General features: G+C 43.3%; 12 protein-coding genes. 4 read left to right on the top strand and 8 right to left on the bottom strand.

What is annotated here, in order from left to right:
- Position 1: 1 nt before the first annotated feature.
- The 6 genes from MNR06_RS16725 to MNR06_RS10040 all read right to left on the bottom strand — a co-directional run bounded on the left by MNR06_RS16725 (position 2) and on the right by MNR06_RS10040 (position 6,385).
- Positions 2-499 carry a methylated-DNA--[protein]-cysteine S-methyltransferase gene (locus MNR06_RS16725; protein ID WP_330220888.1) on the bottom strand — a complete coding sequence of 166 codons (498 nt, stop codon included), beginning with the start codon at positions 497-499 and terminating at the stop codon, positions 2-4.
- 46 nt (positions 500-545) lie between these two features.
- Positions 546-965 carry a hypothetical protein gene (locus tag MNR06_RS10060; RefSeq protein WP_243535630.1) on the bottom strand — a complete coding sequence of 140 codons (420 nt, stop codon included), beginning with the start codon at positions 963-965 and terminating at the stop codon, positions 546-548.
- Positions 966-1,029: 64 nt separating this feature from the next.
- Positions 1,030-2,022, bottom strand: coding sequence for a hypothetical protein (locus MNR06_RS10055; RefSeq protein ID WP_243535628.1), 993 nt, complete (start codon positions 2,020-2,022; stop codon positions 1,030-1,032).
- 93 nt (positions 2,023-2,115) lie between these two features.
- The gene (locus MNR06_RS10050) at positions 2,116-2,772 is read right to left on the bottom strand and encodes a class I SAM-dependent methyltransferase (protein ID WP_243535626.1); all 657 of its coding nucleotides are present in this window, start codon (positions 2,770-2,772) and stop codon (positions 2,116-2,118) included.
- The gene (locus tag MNR06_RS10045) at positions 2,769-3,536 is read right to left on the bottom strand and encodes a hypothetical protein (protein WP_243535624.1); all 768 of its coding nucleotides are present in this window, start codon (positions 3,534-3,536) and stop codon (positions 2,769-2,771) included. The genes MNR06_RS10050 and MNR06_RS10045 overlap by 4 nt, the downstream gene beginning before the upstream one ends.
- Before the next feature lie 35 nt (positions 3,537-3,571).
- On the bottom strand, positions 3,572-6,385 hold the full coding sequence (locus tag MNR06_RS10040; protein WP_243535622.1) for a pyruvate dehydrogenase: 2,814 nt from the start codon (positions 6,383-6,385) through the stop codon (positions 3,572-3,574).
- A gap of 265 nt (positions 6,386-6,650) precedes the next feature.
- On the opposite strand from MNR06_RS10040, the gene MNR06_RS10035 reads away from it, so the two are divergent.
- Complete coding sequence (locus MNR06_RS10035; RefSeq protein WP_243535619.1) at positions 6,651-9,287, top strand: adenylate/guanylate cyclase domain-containing protein; 2,637 nt, start codon at positions 6,651-6,653, stop codon at positions 9,285-9,287.
- Between the two features lie 46 nt (positions 9,288-9,333).
- On the opposite strand, the gene MNR06_RS10030 is transcribed toward MNR06_RS10035, so the two are convergent.
- The gene (locus tag MNR06_RS10030) at positions 9,334-10,284 is read right to left on the bottom strand and encodes an energy transducer TonB family protein (RefSeq protein WP_243535617.1); all 951 of its coding nucleotides are present in this window, start codon (positions 10,282-10,284) and stop codon (positions 9,334-9,336) included.
- A 135-nt stretch (positions 10,285-10,419) separates the two neighbouring features.
- On the opposite strand from MNR06_RS10030, the gene MNR06_RS10025 reads away from it, so the two are divergent.
- From MNR06_RS10025 to MNR06_RS10015, 3 genes are all read left to right on the top strand, one after another.
- The gene (locus MNR06_RS10025; RefSeq protein ID WP_243535615.1) at positions 10,420-11,145 is read left to right on the top strand and encodes a Stp1/IreP family PP2C-type Ser/Thr phosphatase; all 726 of its coding nucleotides are present in this window, start codon (positions 10,420-10,422) and stop codon (positions 11,143-11,145) included.
- 30 nt (positions 11,146-11,175) lie between these two features.
- Positions 11,176-12,180, top strand: a complete 1,005-nt coding sequence (locus MNR06_RS10020; protein ID WP_243535613.1) for a M23 family metallopeptidase — start codon at positions 11,176-11,178, stop codon at positions 12,178-12,180.
- A gap of 77 nt (positions 12,181-12,257) precedes the next feature.
- Positions 12,258-12,857, top strand: coding sequence for a hypothetical protein (locus MNR06_RS10015; protein ID WP_243535611.1), 600 nt, complete (start codon positions 12,258-12,260; stop codon positions 12,855-12,857).
- Positions 12,858-12,913: 56 nt separating this feature from the next.
- On the opposite strand, the gene MNR06_RS10010 is transcribed toward MNR06_RS10015, so the two are convergent.
- Entirely contained in the window at positions 12,914-15,097 is a 2,184-nt protein-coding gene (locus MNR06_RS10010) for a hypothetical protein (RefSeq protein ID WP_243535609.1), read from the bottom strand.
- Positions 15,098-15,151: the final 54 nt, after the last annotated feature.

The following is a 15,151-nucleotide window of genomic DNA, read 5'->3' as shown; positions in this document are numbered from 1 at the left end:
GCTAAGCGATTGCTCCTTCAGAGATCAAAAGCTGCTTTTTTGTTTCCGGACCATAGTGATATTTTAATTTGCTAGTGCCTTTACCGACGACGCGATGGCATGGAATCCATACGCAGATTGGATTTTTAGCGATCGCAGAAGCCACAGCGCGAACTGCTGATGGTTTACGAATCTTTTTAGCAACTTCAGAGTAAGTCAAAGTTTTGCCAGATGGAATTTTAGTCAGTTCAAGCCATACTTTTACTTGGAATTCAGTGCCCATCAATTTGATCTTATGATTGGTATTCCAGAAATCCCCTTTAGTCCATTTTGCTGGAGTAAAAGAGCCAACATGAAAGCCATAAACGTCATGGAAGATTTTAGCTAAGTCGCTTTCAACAAACTTTTTCCCAAGGGCGTAGCTGCCTAAGAAGATAAGTTCGTCTTGATCAAAAGCTGCAAGCCATTCACCGAAACCTTTAGAAGTTACTTTATAAACCTTAAACTCAAGATCGCCCATCTTATACCTCGTATTGATGGGCTATCCTGTATCCTAGTTTGTCGGTCTACACAACCTCTTCAATGTAAAGAGGAGTAAAATACCTGATGTCATAGGCACCATTTCGTTTAAATACGTCAATGACTTCGTTTTTATCTTTATCATTGCCCGTAGGAACGCAAATAAGGATATGACCGTTTCTAAGCTCCTGGTCCGCTTCAGACAGGAATCTCCATTCCGCAGAGTCTGAGAACTTAATAAATTGGCGCATAAATCTTTCAAGCATAGTGTGGTGGGAACCATCTAAATCGATTGCATCCACTCCACGGTCGCCTTCAAAGATATTAAAATCTTCATCCTCAAAGCCTTCCAGTTCCAGATCATCAATGGCTTTTTCAGCGGCCTCGCGGGTCGCAAAGAAGGCGGCAGTATAGTGATTTGGATAAGGCAAATATTCAGGATGTGGAAGCTGTTCCAAGCTGACCATGGATTCCCCCTTATAATTTATTTATTTTAAAGGCACCGAATGAAAGTTAAAAGCTAGGTTGTTATTACTCAAACATTCCGTCCATCGTAATGTACTTACGGTTGTCATCCGTCATACGTAACGACTGGTAAAAGCTCGCCTGACACTGCCCCCGAAGGATCGCATCCACGCCGCCAATCATCGCGGTGTAAACCATCTCTACTAAAAGAACATCCATGGAGGTAATAAGACCACTGTTAGGCGCAATCTCTTGAAGCTTTTTAAGAAAATGATCGCGGGAAGCACAAGACATTAAACCAATAATGGGAGCTTGTTTCCCATTTGATAAAGCGGCCACCATCTTTTTAAATCCGGGACGTTTCGGTTTATAGTAGTTTGTATAGTCGACTTTGTTAGAGCTGCCGATAAAGATCGGCGGACTGAAGTCAGGACCGCCACCATTTCGGGAATGACCGAAATAGAAAATGGCATCTGCATTCTGCAGTCCGCGCGCAAAGAAATCTTCCATGAAAGCAGTTCTTTGATTTTGCTCTGTTCTTAAAGAGAAACGATTTTCGTCAAGATACTCAGATTGAGAAGCAAATTGCATATCAATGCGCGCGATATAGGATTTCCCATGAACTTTGACTTCACGACTAAGGCGATTTGTGTTTGAAGGATCGACTTTAAAACCGCAGAAGCGAGAATTTCCTTCGCAAGGTTCTGTCAAAATAGCTTTTAAAGCTGCATAGGCGCCTAAATCAAGCGAGGGACTTAAGCCGTAGTTCTGAAATTTAGCCTTTACGGGACGGCCGGTGGTCCAATCAAAGTACCCCAAGGCAATGCGAATATCTATAATGCCGTCATCTAGAATGCCGCTATAGCGTTCCATGCACTTTGCCTGTTTATCGGCGGGAAGTTTCGCTAGAACATCAGTCGGTTTTTCTTCAAGTAAATCGATATAAGATTCAGCCTGATTATAAAAAGTTTTTTGATAAAGATATCCGCCTCTGCCTGCGAAGGCGTTGCTTGCTAGCAGCAGTGAAGAAAGAACCAGTGATGATGCCTTGAAACCCATTGAAAAACCCCCATGTAGCTAAACACGATATTAGCGAAGCACATAAGGAACCAGTTACAGGGCTCTAATTTGGATATGCATTCCTACATAAAATTAGGAACTATAAATAGAAAAGTGCGCAAAGTGTTGGGGGCTATTCACTTCAGAAAGCCATGGATGTTCTTTATGGATTAGAAAACGAGTTAAACGTCCTCTGCCAACAACGACGATGGGTTTTTGCAAGGCAATGAGCTTAAGATCATTCAAAGTCTTTTTAACCGCGGCTTCGCTGCCGTAATCGAAAATAAAATAAACGTCAGCAGCCGGGGGAGTGAAATCAGGCAAGCTTAAGTCGGCAGCAATGATTTGCGCTTCACTTTCTTTGTATTTCTGGTGAAGGACTCTGTTCGTCTCTTGAACTCGTAAGGGTTCAAGTTCATAACCTGTGAAATTTAATTGCGGGTAGTGTTCAGCGATCACAAAAGCCATCCGTCCGTAGGCGCAACCCAGATCAACGACATGGCTTGGTGAAGAGGCCTTAAGAATTTCTAGAATATTTCTTAACTCAACATAAGGCGTTTGAAAGGCTTGAACAGATAGGTGGCTCCAGTTCTGTTGACCTTCATGGGATTTGGAAATTTCTTTTTCAACTTCTTCTAATTTAAACCCCAACCAGTGATCTACGAGGGCCGCATGCTCCTGGGCCTCTTGATAGGAATATTGATCAAGATCTAATAATGGAAATGGATCGTGGGGATTAAAGGGGATCACAGAGTTGTCGCCACACTAGTTAGAAACTTTTCTAACCCTGGTACGTATTCCGATTTGAAATCACGAAGACCCGTTAAGTGGCCCGCTTCAGGTAATGAAAGCTTAGTCCAATTCAGATGCTTTTGCGGTTCAAAAACTGCGTCGATGTGGTCAGGTGGAATTAACAGATCTTTCCAGCCGCGAATCGAAAGGATTCTAAATCCTGCAGGAAATTTCTTTAAATCTGTCTGAAGATCTTTATGGAGATAAAAGCTCCAACCCAGGCTTAATATAGGTGCTAGCACCAATCTTAACGGCATCGGATTTAATTTATATTCATGGGTATATAGATTGTAAGCAGAAGGAATAAACTTACCACTGGGGCCGCTATCACAAATTAATGCAACCGTATCAGACACCTGTCTTCGCGCCATGGCTTCAATCGCTGAACCCGTCGGATTTGAAAACGTATACATGATTTTCTTACCTGGAATCATGTTCAGCAGAATTTCAATTTGATCAGCATAAGTGTGCTTAACACCAAACTCCCCGCGGGAACTGATTGGTGGATGCATAGAAATTAAGTTTTTATGGTTTCCAATTAGTTGAAAAGCAAAGGCATCGAAGCCTAAAGAATTAACCAGCTTGATATGACGAAGAAGTTGTTTGGGACTGCCTTCGTAAAAGTGCACGAAGAAAATCAGCTCTTCGTATTTTTTGTTTCTAGATAAAAAGAACTCCCCTTGGAAGGGGAGTTCTTGCTTGGATAATTCTTTGTAATCCACGCTGGCCTGTCTACACTACGGCTTCGCCGAAGTAGTTAGTGCTTGTGAACTGGCGTTTTAGCCGGCCACAAGTCAGTCCAATGAGCTGTGCGACCTTCTGCTTGGTGAGTTTCCCCAAGTGCATTTTCAGAAACGATCACTTTTTCAAGAGCTGTTTCAGCTAATACTTTACCGCAGGCTTCAACAACCGCTTCACCATCAATGTGGTGGTAAGCGTAGATCTCTGAAGGGCGACCGCACTTAGAGTGCTTACGAACCGCAAGAGCTTCTTGGCGAACACCAATGATCGAACCGATATTGTCTAATAGACCTGCTTCACCGTCGGCAACACTGACCACTGGGATGCGTTTACCAGCAACAGTGATTAGATCGCCTGTTGAAACTTCGTCAGTTTTACGAAGGTAAAGGTTTGAATTCACGCCCAAACCGTTTTTCAAATATTCATAATCATTTTCATGACCTTGTATACCGACTAAAAGATCAGAAGAAGTAACTACGATCACGTTTGCGTAAATGCCACGAGCAAGAAGGGCTTCAGAAGCTTTGATCGCCTCAGTCACCATCGCGCCCATTGCGAAGACGTTGACTACGTTATCTCCTGGTTCATAACCAGCATAACCGCGGTAGTCGATAAGGTAGTAAGCGCCCATCAAAACTTCTTCACGGATTGTCGCCATGATTTGCGCTTCTTCGATAGTTGCTAACTCTTCTTCGTTCGCTGCACCAGCTACTGGGAATTCCGCGCGAGCCAATTGACCTTCAAGACCCGTTTTAAAGCGAGCTTGCTTTTTCAAGTAGGTCATCATGTCTTTTTGCTCTACACCGCGAGTAACCAAACGAAGCATAACGCCAGTTCTGCCAGCGTTATCGTTCATTACGTGACGTTTGATGGAATCGCAAAGGATCCAGTCAAGCTCTTGGCAGAAGAACGGTTCCCAAGTGATTTGGTTCGGGATTTGGATATCAGATTTCCATCCGTGTTGCGCACCTTCAGGAGACAAAGTCACACCTGATGGAGTACCAACGCAGATGAAAGAGCTCTTCCAGTAAAGATTGTAGAAGTATTGATCTAGCGCACGTTTCAAGAAGAAATCGTAAACCGTCATCAATGGGATGATAGGTACGCCAACAGTGTCGCGCATTTTTCCGAATGCACCCACGCAAGACATAACGTTTCCTTCAGCGATTTCAAAACGCAAGAAGCGGTCAGAAACATCTTCACCAGGAACTAGATCTGGAAGTTTGTTATCTTTTACTCCCAATTCAGTTTCAAGATCGGCAACAACCGGAGCACCGAAGATCTTACCATCCATCGCTGGATTTAAGTTCGTCGACGTACCCACGTCCGGAGCCATTGAAATGAACAACTCGCCAGGAAGTTTGAATGGTTTTTCAGTTGGGATAAGCGCTTTTTGCTTTTCACCCAATTTAGATTCATCAAGCGGAGTGTTCGCGATACGAGTCAACTTCGCTGTCAACTGACCAAGCATCCATTGTGTATGAGGGTAGCTTGTCATTTTCGTGTTGATGTCTAAAGACTGTGGAATCTCGCCAAACTCTGTTAATTTTTTAAGGAAGAACTCTTGGTTTTTCGCTTTCAAAGCATGTTGTGCTTTGATTTCGCTATAAAGTTTTTCAGAGCGAGCTGCTAAGAATTTACCTTCAACAGAACCAGCCGCGAAACGCTCATAAAGTTTTTCACCTTTGATGCCTTGTTTTGCTTTTAGTTCGTTTACTTCTTCTTCAGTTGGTAAAGAAGAGTGGTTGCCCGGTTGAGCAGCGGCTTTTAAGCCCCAGCCTTTAAGAGTATGGGCGATGATGATTGTCGGTTTACGTTTTGATTCTTTAGACTTAAGCATCGCTTCAGCCAAAGCGATCATATCGTGTCCACCGAAGTCACGGATAGCATCGTAAAGTTCTTGGTCAGAAACGCTTTCCAAGAATTTTTTCATGTTTGGATGTTCTTTTGCGATGCCTTTTTTCAAAGCCTTCATGTCTTGAACAAGAAGAAGTGCTTGAAGTTCGTAATCCTCTAATTCTTTTTCAAGGAAGTTTTTGAAAGTGTCGCCATCTTTCTTTTTGAATAGAGCTTGGCGTTTAGCACCGTGACGAACTTGAATAACTTCCCAACCGTTGGCAGCCATAGTGCGCTCTACACGGTCAGCGTCTGTTCCGTTCATGATATCTTGGTTCGTGATACGGTGACCATCCAAAGATTGGCGGTTGTAATCAAGAATCCAAGTCACTGATCCTAATTCACGCTCTGCAAAGTCAGGTACAGCTTCATACATTGAACCTTCACGGAATTCAGAGTCACCGCAAACAGCCCAGAAGTGTGCATCTGGAACTTCATAACCGTGCTCACGTGCGTAACGGTAAGCCAAGGCCATGTAGCCCGCTTCAACAGGTGGAATACCAACTGTACCAGACGGGAAGAAGTTGTGGTGATCAGGATCGTAAGCTGAATGGTAAGATTGAAATACGTAATCGCTGCCATCAGTGAACTTACGAAGACCGTGCATAGCTTGGTCCGCTTGTTCTTGAGAAAGTTTTGAAAGATCGCCCTTAAGCAAAAGATCCAAAAGATAGTTGTAAGAGTGATCTGTTGGCGAAGCGTGTGGTTTGTTGGCAATGTGGTCAAAGCTTGTTTTCACAAGTAAGTGAAGTGCGCCCATGATGTGAAGCGAACTTGCTGAACCAGCTGGATGGCCCCCGATTTTAGGATCGCCCTTTTCTTTGTCCGGGCGGTGGTTGGCTTGCCAAATCATTTGCGTAGCCAAGTAATGTGCACGTCTTGCGATAGAATCCAGAACCTCTGGTTTTGCGTTTTTAAGGATTGAGTTATCCAATTGGTTCTCCTTACGAATTTTGACTTTTCTAGCGTCAGGGAAACTAGCACTAGCAAGGTACAGAGTCCACGTTATTAAGCTCTGCGGCAAGAGTTCTCACTCTAGGGAAAGCCCATAGGCTAGACCAGGGGAAAAGTGCCCAAAATGTTGCATCAACCTTTTTGCTGTTGATGGCGTTTAAAATTCCTTCGCAGGACTCAGGACTGAGGGCGGTCAGACCTTCGTAAACTTGTGTTTTAGCAGGGAAAAATCGATCCTAGAGCGAATGAAAACTGAAAAAATATCTTACCTGATCGGCTCCGGGGTCACGTTACTTTTCGTGTTCTTGGCTTTCCAATTTTACAATTACCAAAACCTGCGCCATGAGGAGCAAGATCCAAAAAGTTTCGTAGGGGTCCTAGAGAACTTGGATCTTAAGATGCTGGATTTCAAAATGCAGCTGCGCGGCTCGAAGCCTTCTGAAGCAAAAGTAGGCTTGATCGCGATCGATGATAAATCCATTGAAGAGGTCGGGCGTTGGCCATGGGATCGTAAGGTCATCGCAAAATTAGTGGATAATGTTTTCGCCGACGGGGCTTCAAGCCTTGGATTCGATGTGATCTTTTCTGAACCACAATTTGGTGATCCTAGTTCTGATATGGCGTTAGCCGAAAGCTTAACTAAACATCGCGATAAAGTGGTGACCGGAAGTTTCAATGAACCAGCCGGGGACGCTTGGGCACCATACCAAGATTACTGTGTTAACGAAGCCTTTGCCCGTGCTAACGGAGCCGATGTTGTTAAGTTAAACGCATCTTTCGTAGTTGAAGATAAAGCCGATCCTTATGAGTCGATTGATTTCGGCCAGTTGCTAAATCAGTTGTTCACAGCCCTAGAAGCTGAAAACGTTCCGTTATTATTAAAAAACGAATTTAAAGTGGCTTCAGAAGCAGAGCTTTCTGATGCGCAAAAGCGTTTCATGAAAATCGAAGTGACGAAAAGAAACTTCGAATATTGCCAAACTTGGCTGACTTCAAATGATCCGTTTGTGCCAACTAAAGAAAATCCAGAACTGGTTAAAGCCTATGCAGAGATTTTCGCGGTTCCAGAAAAGGACCTAGAATCAGCAGTTAAAAAGTTTAAGAAAACCGTTCTTCGCCATCCCCTTCCGGCTTCATGGAGCTGGTCAGCGAATTTACCAATGATGCAAGCCGGAGTTGATTACAACGCCAGCTTCAATGCCTTCCAAGATAACGACGGAAGTGTGCGCCGTATGCCGCTTTTCTATCGTACGGGAAATCGCATGGGTACATCATTTGTTCCAACTTTATCATTGCAGACTTATCTAACAGGAATGGGATATCGTGCGCAAGTGACGGTTGATAAAACTTCAAATAGCAAAAACAAAGTCGTTACGGCGTTTGACGTTTATGATCCAAAACAAGAGCCAGAGAAAAAAATGTTCTCTATCTCGGCAGATAAATTCAGTTTCATGAGAGTGAATTATTACGGTGGAACTTATTCGATTCCCCATATTCCTGCCCGTGAAATTCTAAGAAACAGTCCAACTATTAAAATCATTCACACTTTCTGGCATCCGGAATCACAAAAATTCCAACCGAAGGTTGTTGAAGTGGATCGAAAAGAATTTTTCAAAGATCGCATGCTGATTATGGGGGCCACGGCCACTGGGGTGTACGATCTGCGAGTAACACCTTTTGAAAAGAACTTCCCGGGACCTGAAATTCACGTTCAAGCCTTGGCGCAATTAGCTGATCATAAATTCCTTTCGCCTTGGTCTAAAGAAGCGAAACTAATGCCTTGGATTATCCTGGCACTAGGTATTTTCCTAAGTGTGGTTTTAACTCAAGTGGGTGCGGTGCCAGGTCTAATTATCTCTGCTACAACATTAGCAGTGATCGTTGCAACGGACTTATTCCTCTTCTTAAAATTCAACATCATGATTTCAATCATGCTGCCTTTGTTGGTGTTAGTGATCGTGAATTTTGCGATTCAAACTTACAAATATCTGACTGAAGAAAAGAAGAAGAAAGAACTTAAAACTACGTTTGCTAAATACGTTTCACCAGCCATCGTTGATGAGGTTTTAAAATCTCCAGAGAATTTAGAACTGGGTGGTAAAAAGCAACGAATGACGGTGTTTTTCTCTGACGTACGCGGCTTTACGACGTTGTCAGAAAGTTTAGATCCACAAAAGCTTTCAGAAATTCTAAGTCGATATCTAACGCCGATGACAGATATCGTGTTTAAAAATCGCGGAACATTAGATAAGTACATGGGTGATGCCTTGATGGCGTTCTTCGGTGCGCCGATTGCTTACGATGGTCATGCGAAAGAAGCCTGCCGTACAGCTTTACAAAGTTTGGTAAAACTAAAAGAGCTGCAGGAAGAATTCAAAAAAGAAGGAATTCCAACAATTGATATCGGTATTGGTATTAATACCGGTGAAATGAGTGTTGGTAACATGGGGTCGACTATCGTACGAAACTATACGGTGATGGGCGATGCGGTGAACTTGGGTTCGCGTTTAGAAGGTATCAATAAAGAATACGGAACTAGAATCATCATCAGTGAATTTACTTATGGCGATGTGAAAGATGCTTTCGTATGCCGTGAAGTTGATATGGTGAAAGTAAAAGGTAAGAACTTACCGGTTAAGATCTTTGAACTTGTCGCGGAAGGGCAGGTTGATAAAGATCATCAAGAAAGATTAAGTACCTTTGAAAAAGCGTACCGCGATTACCAAGAGATGAATTTCAAAAACGCCCTAGAGGCGTTTGAAACGCTAGACAAAAATCATGGTGACCCGGTAGCAGCGATCTATGTAGAGCGATGTCAGGAATTCTTAGAAAATCCGCCACCGCAAGATTGGGATCGAGTCTTCGTAATGACGAAGAAATAAAAAAAGGCGGCTTTGGGCCGCCTTTTTCTTTGTTAAGCTTTAATTTCTAAACTTCAAGTACGAAATCCCATCTGATTTTCACTGTGCCGTCACCTTCAACAATCCCTTTTGGTGGGTTCGGGAATGGAGCGGCGGCCCTGAAGGCTTCAATCGCGGCGTCATCTAAATCTCTGACGCCAGAATCACTAAGCACTTGGACTCTGACTAAGGTGCCTTTGTCATTAAGGACGATCATCAACTTGGTGATGCGATCTTTATTAGTAGCAGCAGGGGCGCGACCCTCTTTGAAAAGCTTCGAAAGCTTATCTCTTACGCGGCCTTCCCAGTGTTGCGCCAATTGCTTACGAATTCTTGTATAGTAAGAATAATATTTAAACTCGCGGGTGTTCAGCATGGTCTCTAATCCGACATCCACGTTTTTAAGGTAATCCGAAGTTTGGCTGGCTTCTTTACCTGTTCCAGTATTGTGCTCGCCACTGCCACGACCTTCGCCTAGACCTTTTTCTGTCTCGGTTAATTTTTGGCGTTCAAGCGATTCTTGCGGATCAAATGTTTTAAATAAATCTTTTTGCAGCTGCTTTTTTGCGACGTCCGAAGTTTCGGCATTCTTCAATTTGCCATCACCCTTCGGGCCTGACTTCGCCATAGTAGATTTTTTCAAATTTTGAAACTGTCCACGGTTCGCAGCCATGGTTTCTTTTTTAACTTTTTGATTTTTAGCGCTTAAATAACGTGCGTCGGCCGCAGCTTCTTCATTTGAAGAAACTTGATCTTGTTCAACAATCTGGTTTTTGATCGACTCTGCTCTTTTCTTAGCAGCAGCTTCGACCTTCGCCATTTTTTCTATGTCTTCCGGGTTCAGAAAGTTAATGCTGACAGCTTCTTGCTGAGGTACCTTCGGAGTGAGCTTCTCTATTAAAAATAGTGAGCCCACAACCAAAACGTGGAAAATCATCGAAAGTAGCACATACATTCTGAAAGACGGTGACTTCTTCATACGGACCTCACCTCTTCCTATCGGTATTATGACACCTGAAATGTAGCCGATGGTGAACCGGACCCAGAGAATGCGACCGAGGTCCAGGGCCAGACTTTGACTCCTCTGTCAGTGTTGGGTGAAAATGAAACATCTATGAAATTTGACTCGTGGTATCTGACAGATAAAGGGCTTCGTCGTGATTCAAACCAAGATTCATTCTTGGTGAATAAAGAGCTAGGACTTTTTATTGTTGCCGACGGAATGGGTGGTCATATGGGTGGCGAAGTTGCTTCCAGTATGGCTGTTGAAACCGTTGAAGAGATGATGTTGCAGCCTGATGCAGTAAAAAAATCTCCGCGTGAAATGATTCTGCAAAGTTACGAAGAGGCATCAAAACGCATCTTTGATAAGGCGGCCAATGAACGCCCGGAGCTTGCTGGCATGGGTACGACGATGGTGATGGCCTACATTCGTAATCGTCATCTTTACGTTGGTAACGTTGGTGATTCACGTTGTTATCTTTTTAAGCGTCCCAATCTTTGGCAAATCACCGAAGATCATTCTTTAATCAATGAACAGTTGCGCGCCGGTGTGATGAGTGAAGAACAAGTTCGCCAGTTTGTGGGACGAAATGTCATCACTCGCAGCGTTGGTTATGAGCGCGATTGTTATCCAGATATTATTGAGCGAGAGATCTATCCTGGGGAAATGTTCTTAATGTGTTCCGATGGACTTTCAGGTTTAGTCGACGACAATCGTATTTCTGAAATTTTGAATCAAAATACACCTGACAAAATAGTAAAAGCTTGTGTAGAACAAGCCCTGGCAAATGGCGGAGATGATAACGTCACCGTGATGCTATTACATTTTCACGAATAGTGATTAGAAAGCGCGTAAGGAGTTCCGCCTTTGGATAAAAAGAAAGTCACGCTGTTTATGGTTAGCAATCAAACGGGGAAAACCCGTAAGATTGTGCTATCGGCTGCATGGCTAAAGGCAATTTCTTTTATCGGTGCGATCGTTATTATCATTTTTGCTGCTGGTCTTGTAGATTATTTCGGCCTTTTACTTCAGGCCATGGAAAATAAAAGACTTAAAGCTGAAAACGCTCAGTTGATTAAGCAGTTCCAAGTTGTTGAAAGTAAAGTAAACGCCCTTGAAAACAGTTTAGAGCGTGTTAAGACATTCACGACTAAATTGAAATTGATCACCAACGTCGATGCGGATGACCGTATTACCAAGTTGACCATGGGCCCAAAGCCAGCGGCGAATCAACCGGTTGAAGAATATGAACCAATGGAAGCCCGCCAAGAGGGTGAAGAGATTGCTGCCCAGGATCAGGTGTTTTCAAATCAAAAACCTCTTAATGAACAAGTCGGTGAGTTAGCAAACGAAGAGGCAGATAAAGATTATGCTTCTTTAGTAGTACGAATTGATAAGGCCGTAAAAGAAACTCAGCTTAAAGAGCAAAGTGTTATCGATCTTTGGGAAAGTCTTTCGGAACGTCAAAGTTTGTTGAACTCAACGCCGAACATGAAGCCAGCAAAAGGTTGGATCACTTCTCGCTTCGGTTATCGTATTTCACCATTCACGGGTAAAGCGGCATTGCATGCGGGTCTTGATATCGCAGCAGCACCAGGTTCACCGGTTTATGCGCCAGCGGATGGTGTCGTGGTGTTTGCTAGTTACGATGAATCCTACGGTAAGTTAATCACGATCGATTATGGTTTTGGGGTAACCACTCGTTTTGGCCACTTGTCACAAATCTATGTTCAGGTGGGTCAGCGTGTGAATAAATGGGACGTTGTGGGTGCCGTAGGTAATACGGGTCGTTCAACGGGACCGCATTTGCACTATGAAGTTCGCATTAACGGAACTGCCGTAGACCCGATCAACTACATTCTTGATGAGTAAAATCAAAGTCGCGGCTAATTAGCTGGACACTCTCTTTTTGCCTCGTGAAAATAAAGCTAAAGACAACGAGGTGATTTATGAAATTCTTTATCCTTTTGTTTCTGTCTTATGTGCTAAATGCCACAGCCTTAGCGGCTCTTCCGCCACAGTATTCTGAATGTCTTCGTGAAAACAGCGGAACTAATATGTCAGTGGCTGATTTAAAAGATATCGCGCGGATTTCAAAAGTAACCTACTGCCAAAATCAAGTGGGTTTGGTCGGAAAGCCAGAAACTTTAGAGCTTTTGCGAAGTCCTAATATTCAAGTGGGTATTTCACTAGGCAAAACAACATATTCTGTCACTGACTTCGTAGATTTAGCGCGGGCAGGATCATTTGTTTTGTATGTGGATAGTCCGCGGCTAACCCGTGAAAATTTAATTTCTATTGCTAGAGCTGGTGCCGAGCTCGTAGTGATGTCTGCCTCTGCAGGATTAACCAGAGCTGATTATATGGCCTTGGCTGCAGCAAAACCTTTTGTTTTAAACGTGAACTCAACCTTACTAAGAACGGACCTTAGGGATTTTGCAGCCGCAGGAATTCAGGTCGTGATTCGTTCTGCTCAATCTGGATTAAGCCGAGCCGATATTCTTGAAGTGGCTATGGGGAATTCTGAAAGAGTCACAATCATGCCTTAAATAAAAAAAGGCTCCCAAGCAGGAGCCTTTTTTTATTTCATTATCTAAGCTAGGAATTATTGATTCATAACTGAAACCGCAGGCATTGGACATTGCAATGCTTTTAGTTTCTGGCTGATCAAGTTTGCATCAGCTTGGAAGCCTTTTCTTACCAAAGTATCTTTAGCATTTTGAACAGTCGACTTAACTAAAGTTGATCCATTCAACTGAGTATTGCCACGGCAAGCATTCATCACTGAAGAATCCATTTTTACGTCAAGAACAGGATCAATCATATCACAGAAGAATTGGATCGCGCCGATATGATCAATAGCTGCGGACCAATCCAACCATGCTGATTCAAGTTGCTGACATACGATCTCTTGTTCACGTGAACCTAGAGGTAAGTTGGTCAAATTGATGTTTGAAAGCGTTTGCATGATTTGGTTTGCTTCCACTTGAACCTTTGGATCTGTGTAAGGCATGCCACTGATAGTGTATTTCACATGTTTGCCGCGACCTGCATCAGTTAAGCTGTAAGAACCGTTACGAACAGCTCGAACACCTGTTGAAAAGGCAGCAACCGCTTGGTCATGCATAGTTTTAGTGTGATTGATCCAAGCAAGCACTGGTGGGTTACCAAAGCCCCAAGCGCTACGTGAACCGAATAGACCCGATTTTAATAAAACCATTCTTTGCGCTAGCTCTGAGCGGTCGACGATTGAATTGTCTTTAGCAAGCTCCTGCATCGCTTTTTCAACACGTTTGATCGTTAACTTTTCTGTTTCGATCAAGTTGTATTGAAGTTTCCACTGACGGTATTCAGCGTTGCCAGAAAGTTCTGCTTCAAGATCAGTTCTGTTTTTAGCTAATAGTGAACCGGTTGCGCTGATTGCTTGACGAACACCAGTGATCCAAGTGCGGGTCGATTGCGCACAAGCTCTTAGGTTTGATTCATCTTCGTAAGCTTTAGGCGCTAATTCAGCAATACGTCTGATCGAAGTCGCATGAAGCGTTTTCATAGTCGTTGCTTGAAGTCTTTGTGAACGATCGCCCTGGCTGGTAACGGCATCAAGATTTAAGAAAGCAGACGCAGGGAAGCTTTTTCCATCTGCAGCCCAATTCACAAGCTCATTACCTAAAGTACAAACCATGATGTCATCGTTGTTTGATGAAACTTGTTCTTCAACCGCAGCTAGGTCAGATCTGTCGCTTGCGATGCGTTTTTGAATTTCTTCATTCGTTTTAGATTTTAGTTCGCGATAGCGTAACAAACCAGAAAGTTCACGACTTGGATTTCCGAAGCGAGAGTTATAAAGCTCTACGTTTCTTTCAAGTTCTTGCGTGATCTTGTCAATCTTGCCACTTTGCGCAAGTTGCATGAAACGAACTTTCTTAGCCACTTTCGTGAATTGACAAGTGTTTTGTAAAACTGCTTTGCGATGTTCTGGGTTTGTCATATCCAAAGTGTTTTGATCGATCATTTTGCTGATCGCAGAAATACCGCTAGTCGCGATCGCACCACCGATAACAAATGGTAAAGCGGGTGCAAGGGCGGCACTCATAGATACTGCGAATAAAGCGTATGGAGCCATGCCATTGATAACATCATTTAAAGCCAAAAGAACTTTACCAGTCGACATGGTTTGACGACCGCATTTTGAATTTAAGAAGTTGTTGTTATTAACGATGTCACCTAAGTTTCCAACAGCCGCTAAAGCCGCAGACATAGATTGATCGATTTGCGTGACATTCACCTCAGAAGCATCTTGAGATTGCATTAGCTTTTGCAAAGTCGCGATACTTTCTTTAATTTGATTTCCGTTATCTTCTAAAGTTTTAGCAGACGGAACACCCGCACACTCTGGAGAGGCTTTAACTTCTTTGCTTAATGAATCAATCGCCGCTAACAATTCTGTGTGAGGGCGATTGTCGAATAAAGGACAGCTATAAGCATCTGGTACCTTAGCAACTCCCATTCGTGTTCCGTTCGAGGAAGCGTTGGCAGAAGTCGTTTTCTTTCCGCTGTTATTATTGTTGTTTCCACGACCACCGGACCCGTTTGTTGGAGTGGTAGGGAATAGTCCCGTGTCACTCGTATCATTAGTCGAAGTGCTGGTTTCTTTATCCTCTGGGAATAAGTCTAGAGGAAAAGAAGTTTCCGCACCCATTGCCCAAACCATATTAGGAGCTGCCGGCATAATAAAGCTGGCTGAAAGGGCAAATACCATCGCACTTCGTTTCACGTTCTTGAAGTTCATAGGGTCTCCAATGTGTTTAACTTTTTAACAAGTTAACCTTTTTTGCGTACCAAA

Origin of the sequence: Bdellovibrio reynosensis (assembly GCF_022814725.1) — a bacterium.
GTDB classification, from domain to species: Bacteria; Bdellovibrionota; Bdellovibrionia; order Bdellovibrionales; family Bdellovibrionaceae; genus Bdellovibrio; species Bdellovibrio reynosensis.
This window is presented reverse-complemented; position numbering and strand designations above follow the sequence as displayed.

Bases quoted from the DNA above. Each gene is read 5' to 3' on its own strand.
- MNR06_RS16725 (WP_330220888.1), bottom strand. From the start codon at position 499: ATGGGCGATCTTGAGTTTAAGGTTTATAAAGTAACTTCTAAAGGTTTC.
- MNR06_RS10060 (WP_243535630.1), bottom strand. From the start codon at position 965: ATGGTCAGCTTGGAACAGCTTCCACATCCTGAATATTTGCCTTATCCA.
- MNR06_RS10055 (WP_243535628.1), bottom strand. From the start codon at position 2,022: ATGGGTTTCAAGGCATCATCACTGGTTCTTTCTTCACTGCTGCTAGCA.
- MNR06_RS10035 (WP_243535619.1), top strand. From the start codon at position 6,651: ATGAAAACTGAAAAAATATCTTACCTGATCGGCTCCGGGGTCACGTTA.
- MNR06_RS10030 (WP_243535617.1), bottom strand. From the start codon at position 10,284: ATGAAGAAGTCACCGTCTTTCAGAATGTATGTGCTACTTTCGATGATT.
- MNR06_RS10025 (WP_243535615.1), top strand. From the start codon at position 10,420: ATGAAATTTGACTCGTGGTATCTGACAGATAAAGGGCTTCGTCGTGAT.
- MNR06_RS10015 (WP_243535611.1), top strand. From the start codon at position 12,258: ATGAAATTCTTTATCCTTTTGTTTCTGTCTTATGTGCTAAATGCCACA.
- MNR06_RS10010 (WP_243535609.1), bottom strand. From the start codon at position 15,097: ATGAACTTCAAGAACGTGAAACGAAGTGCGATGGTATTTGCCCTTTCA.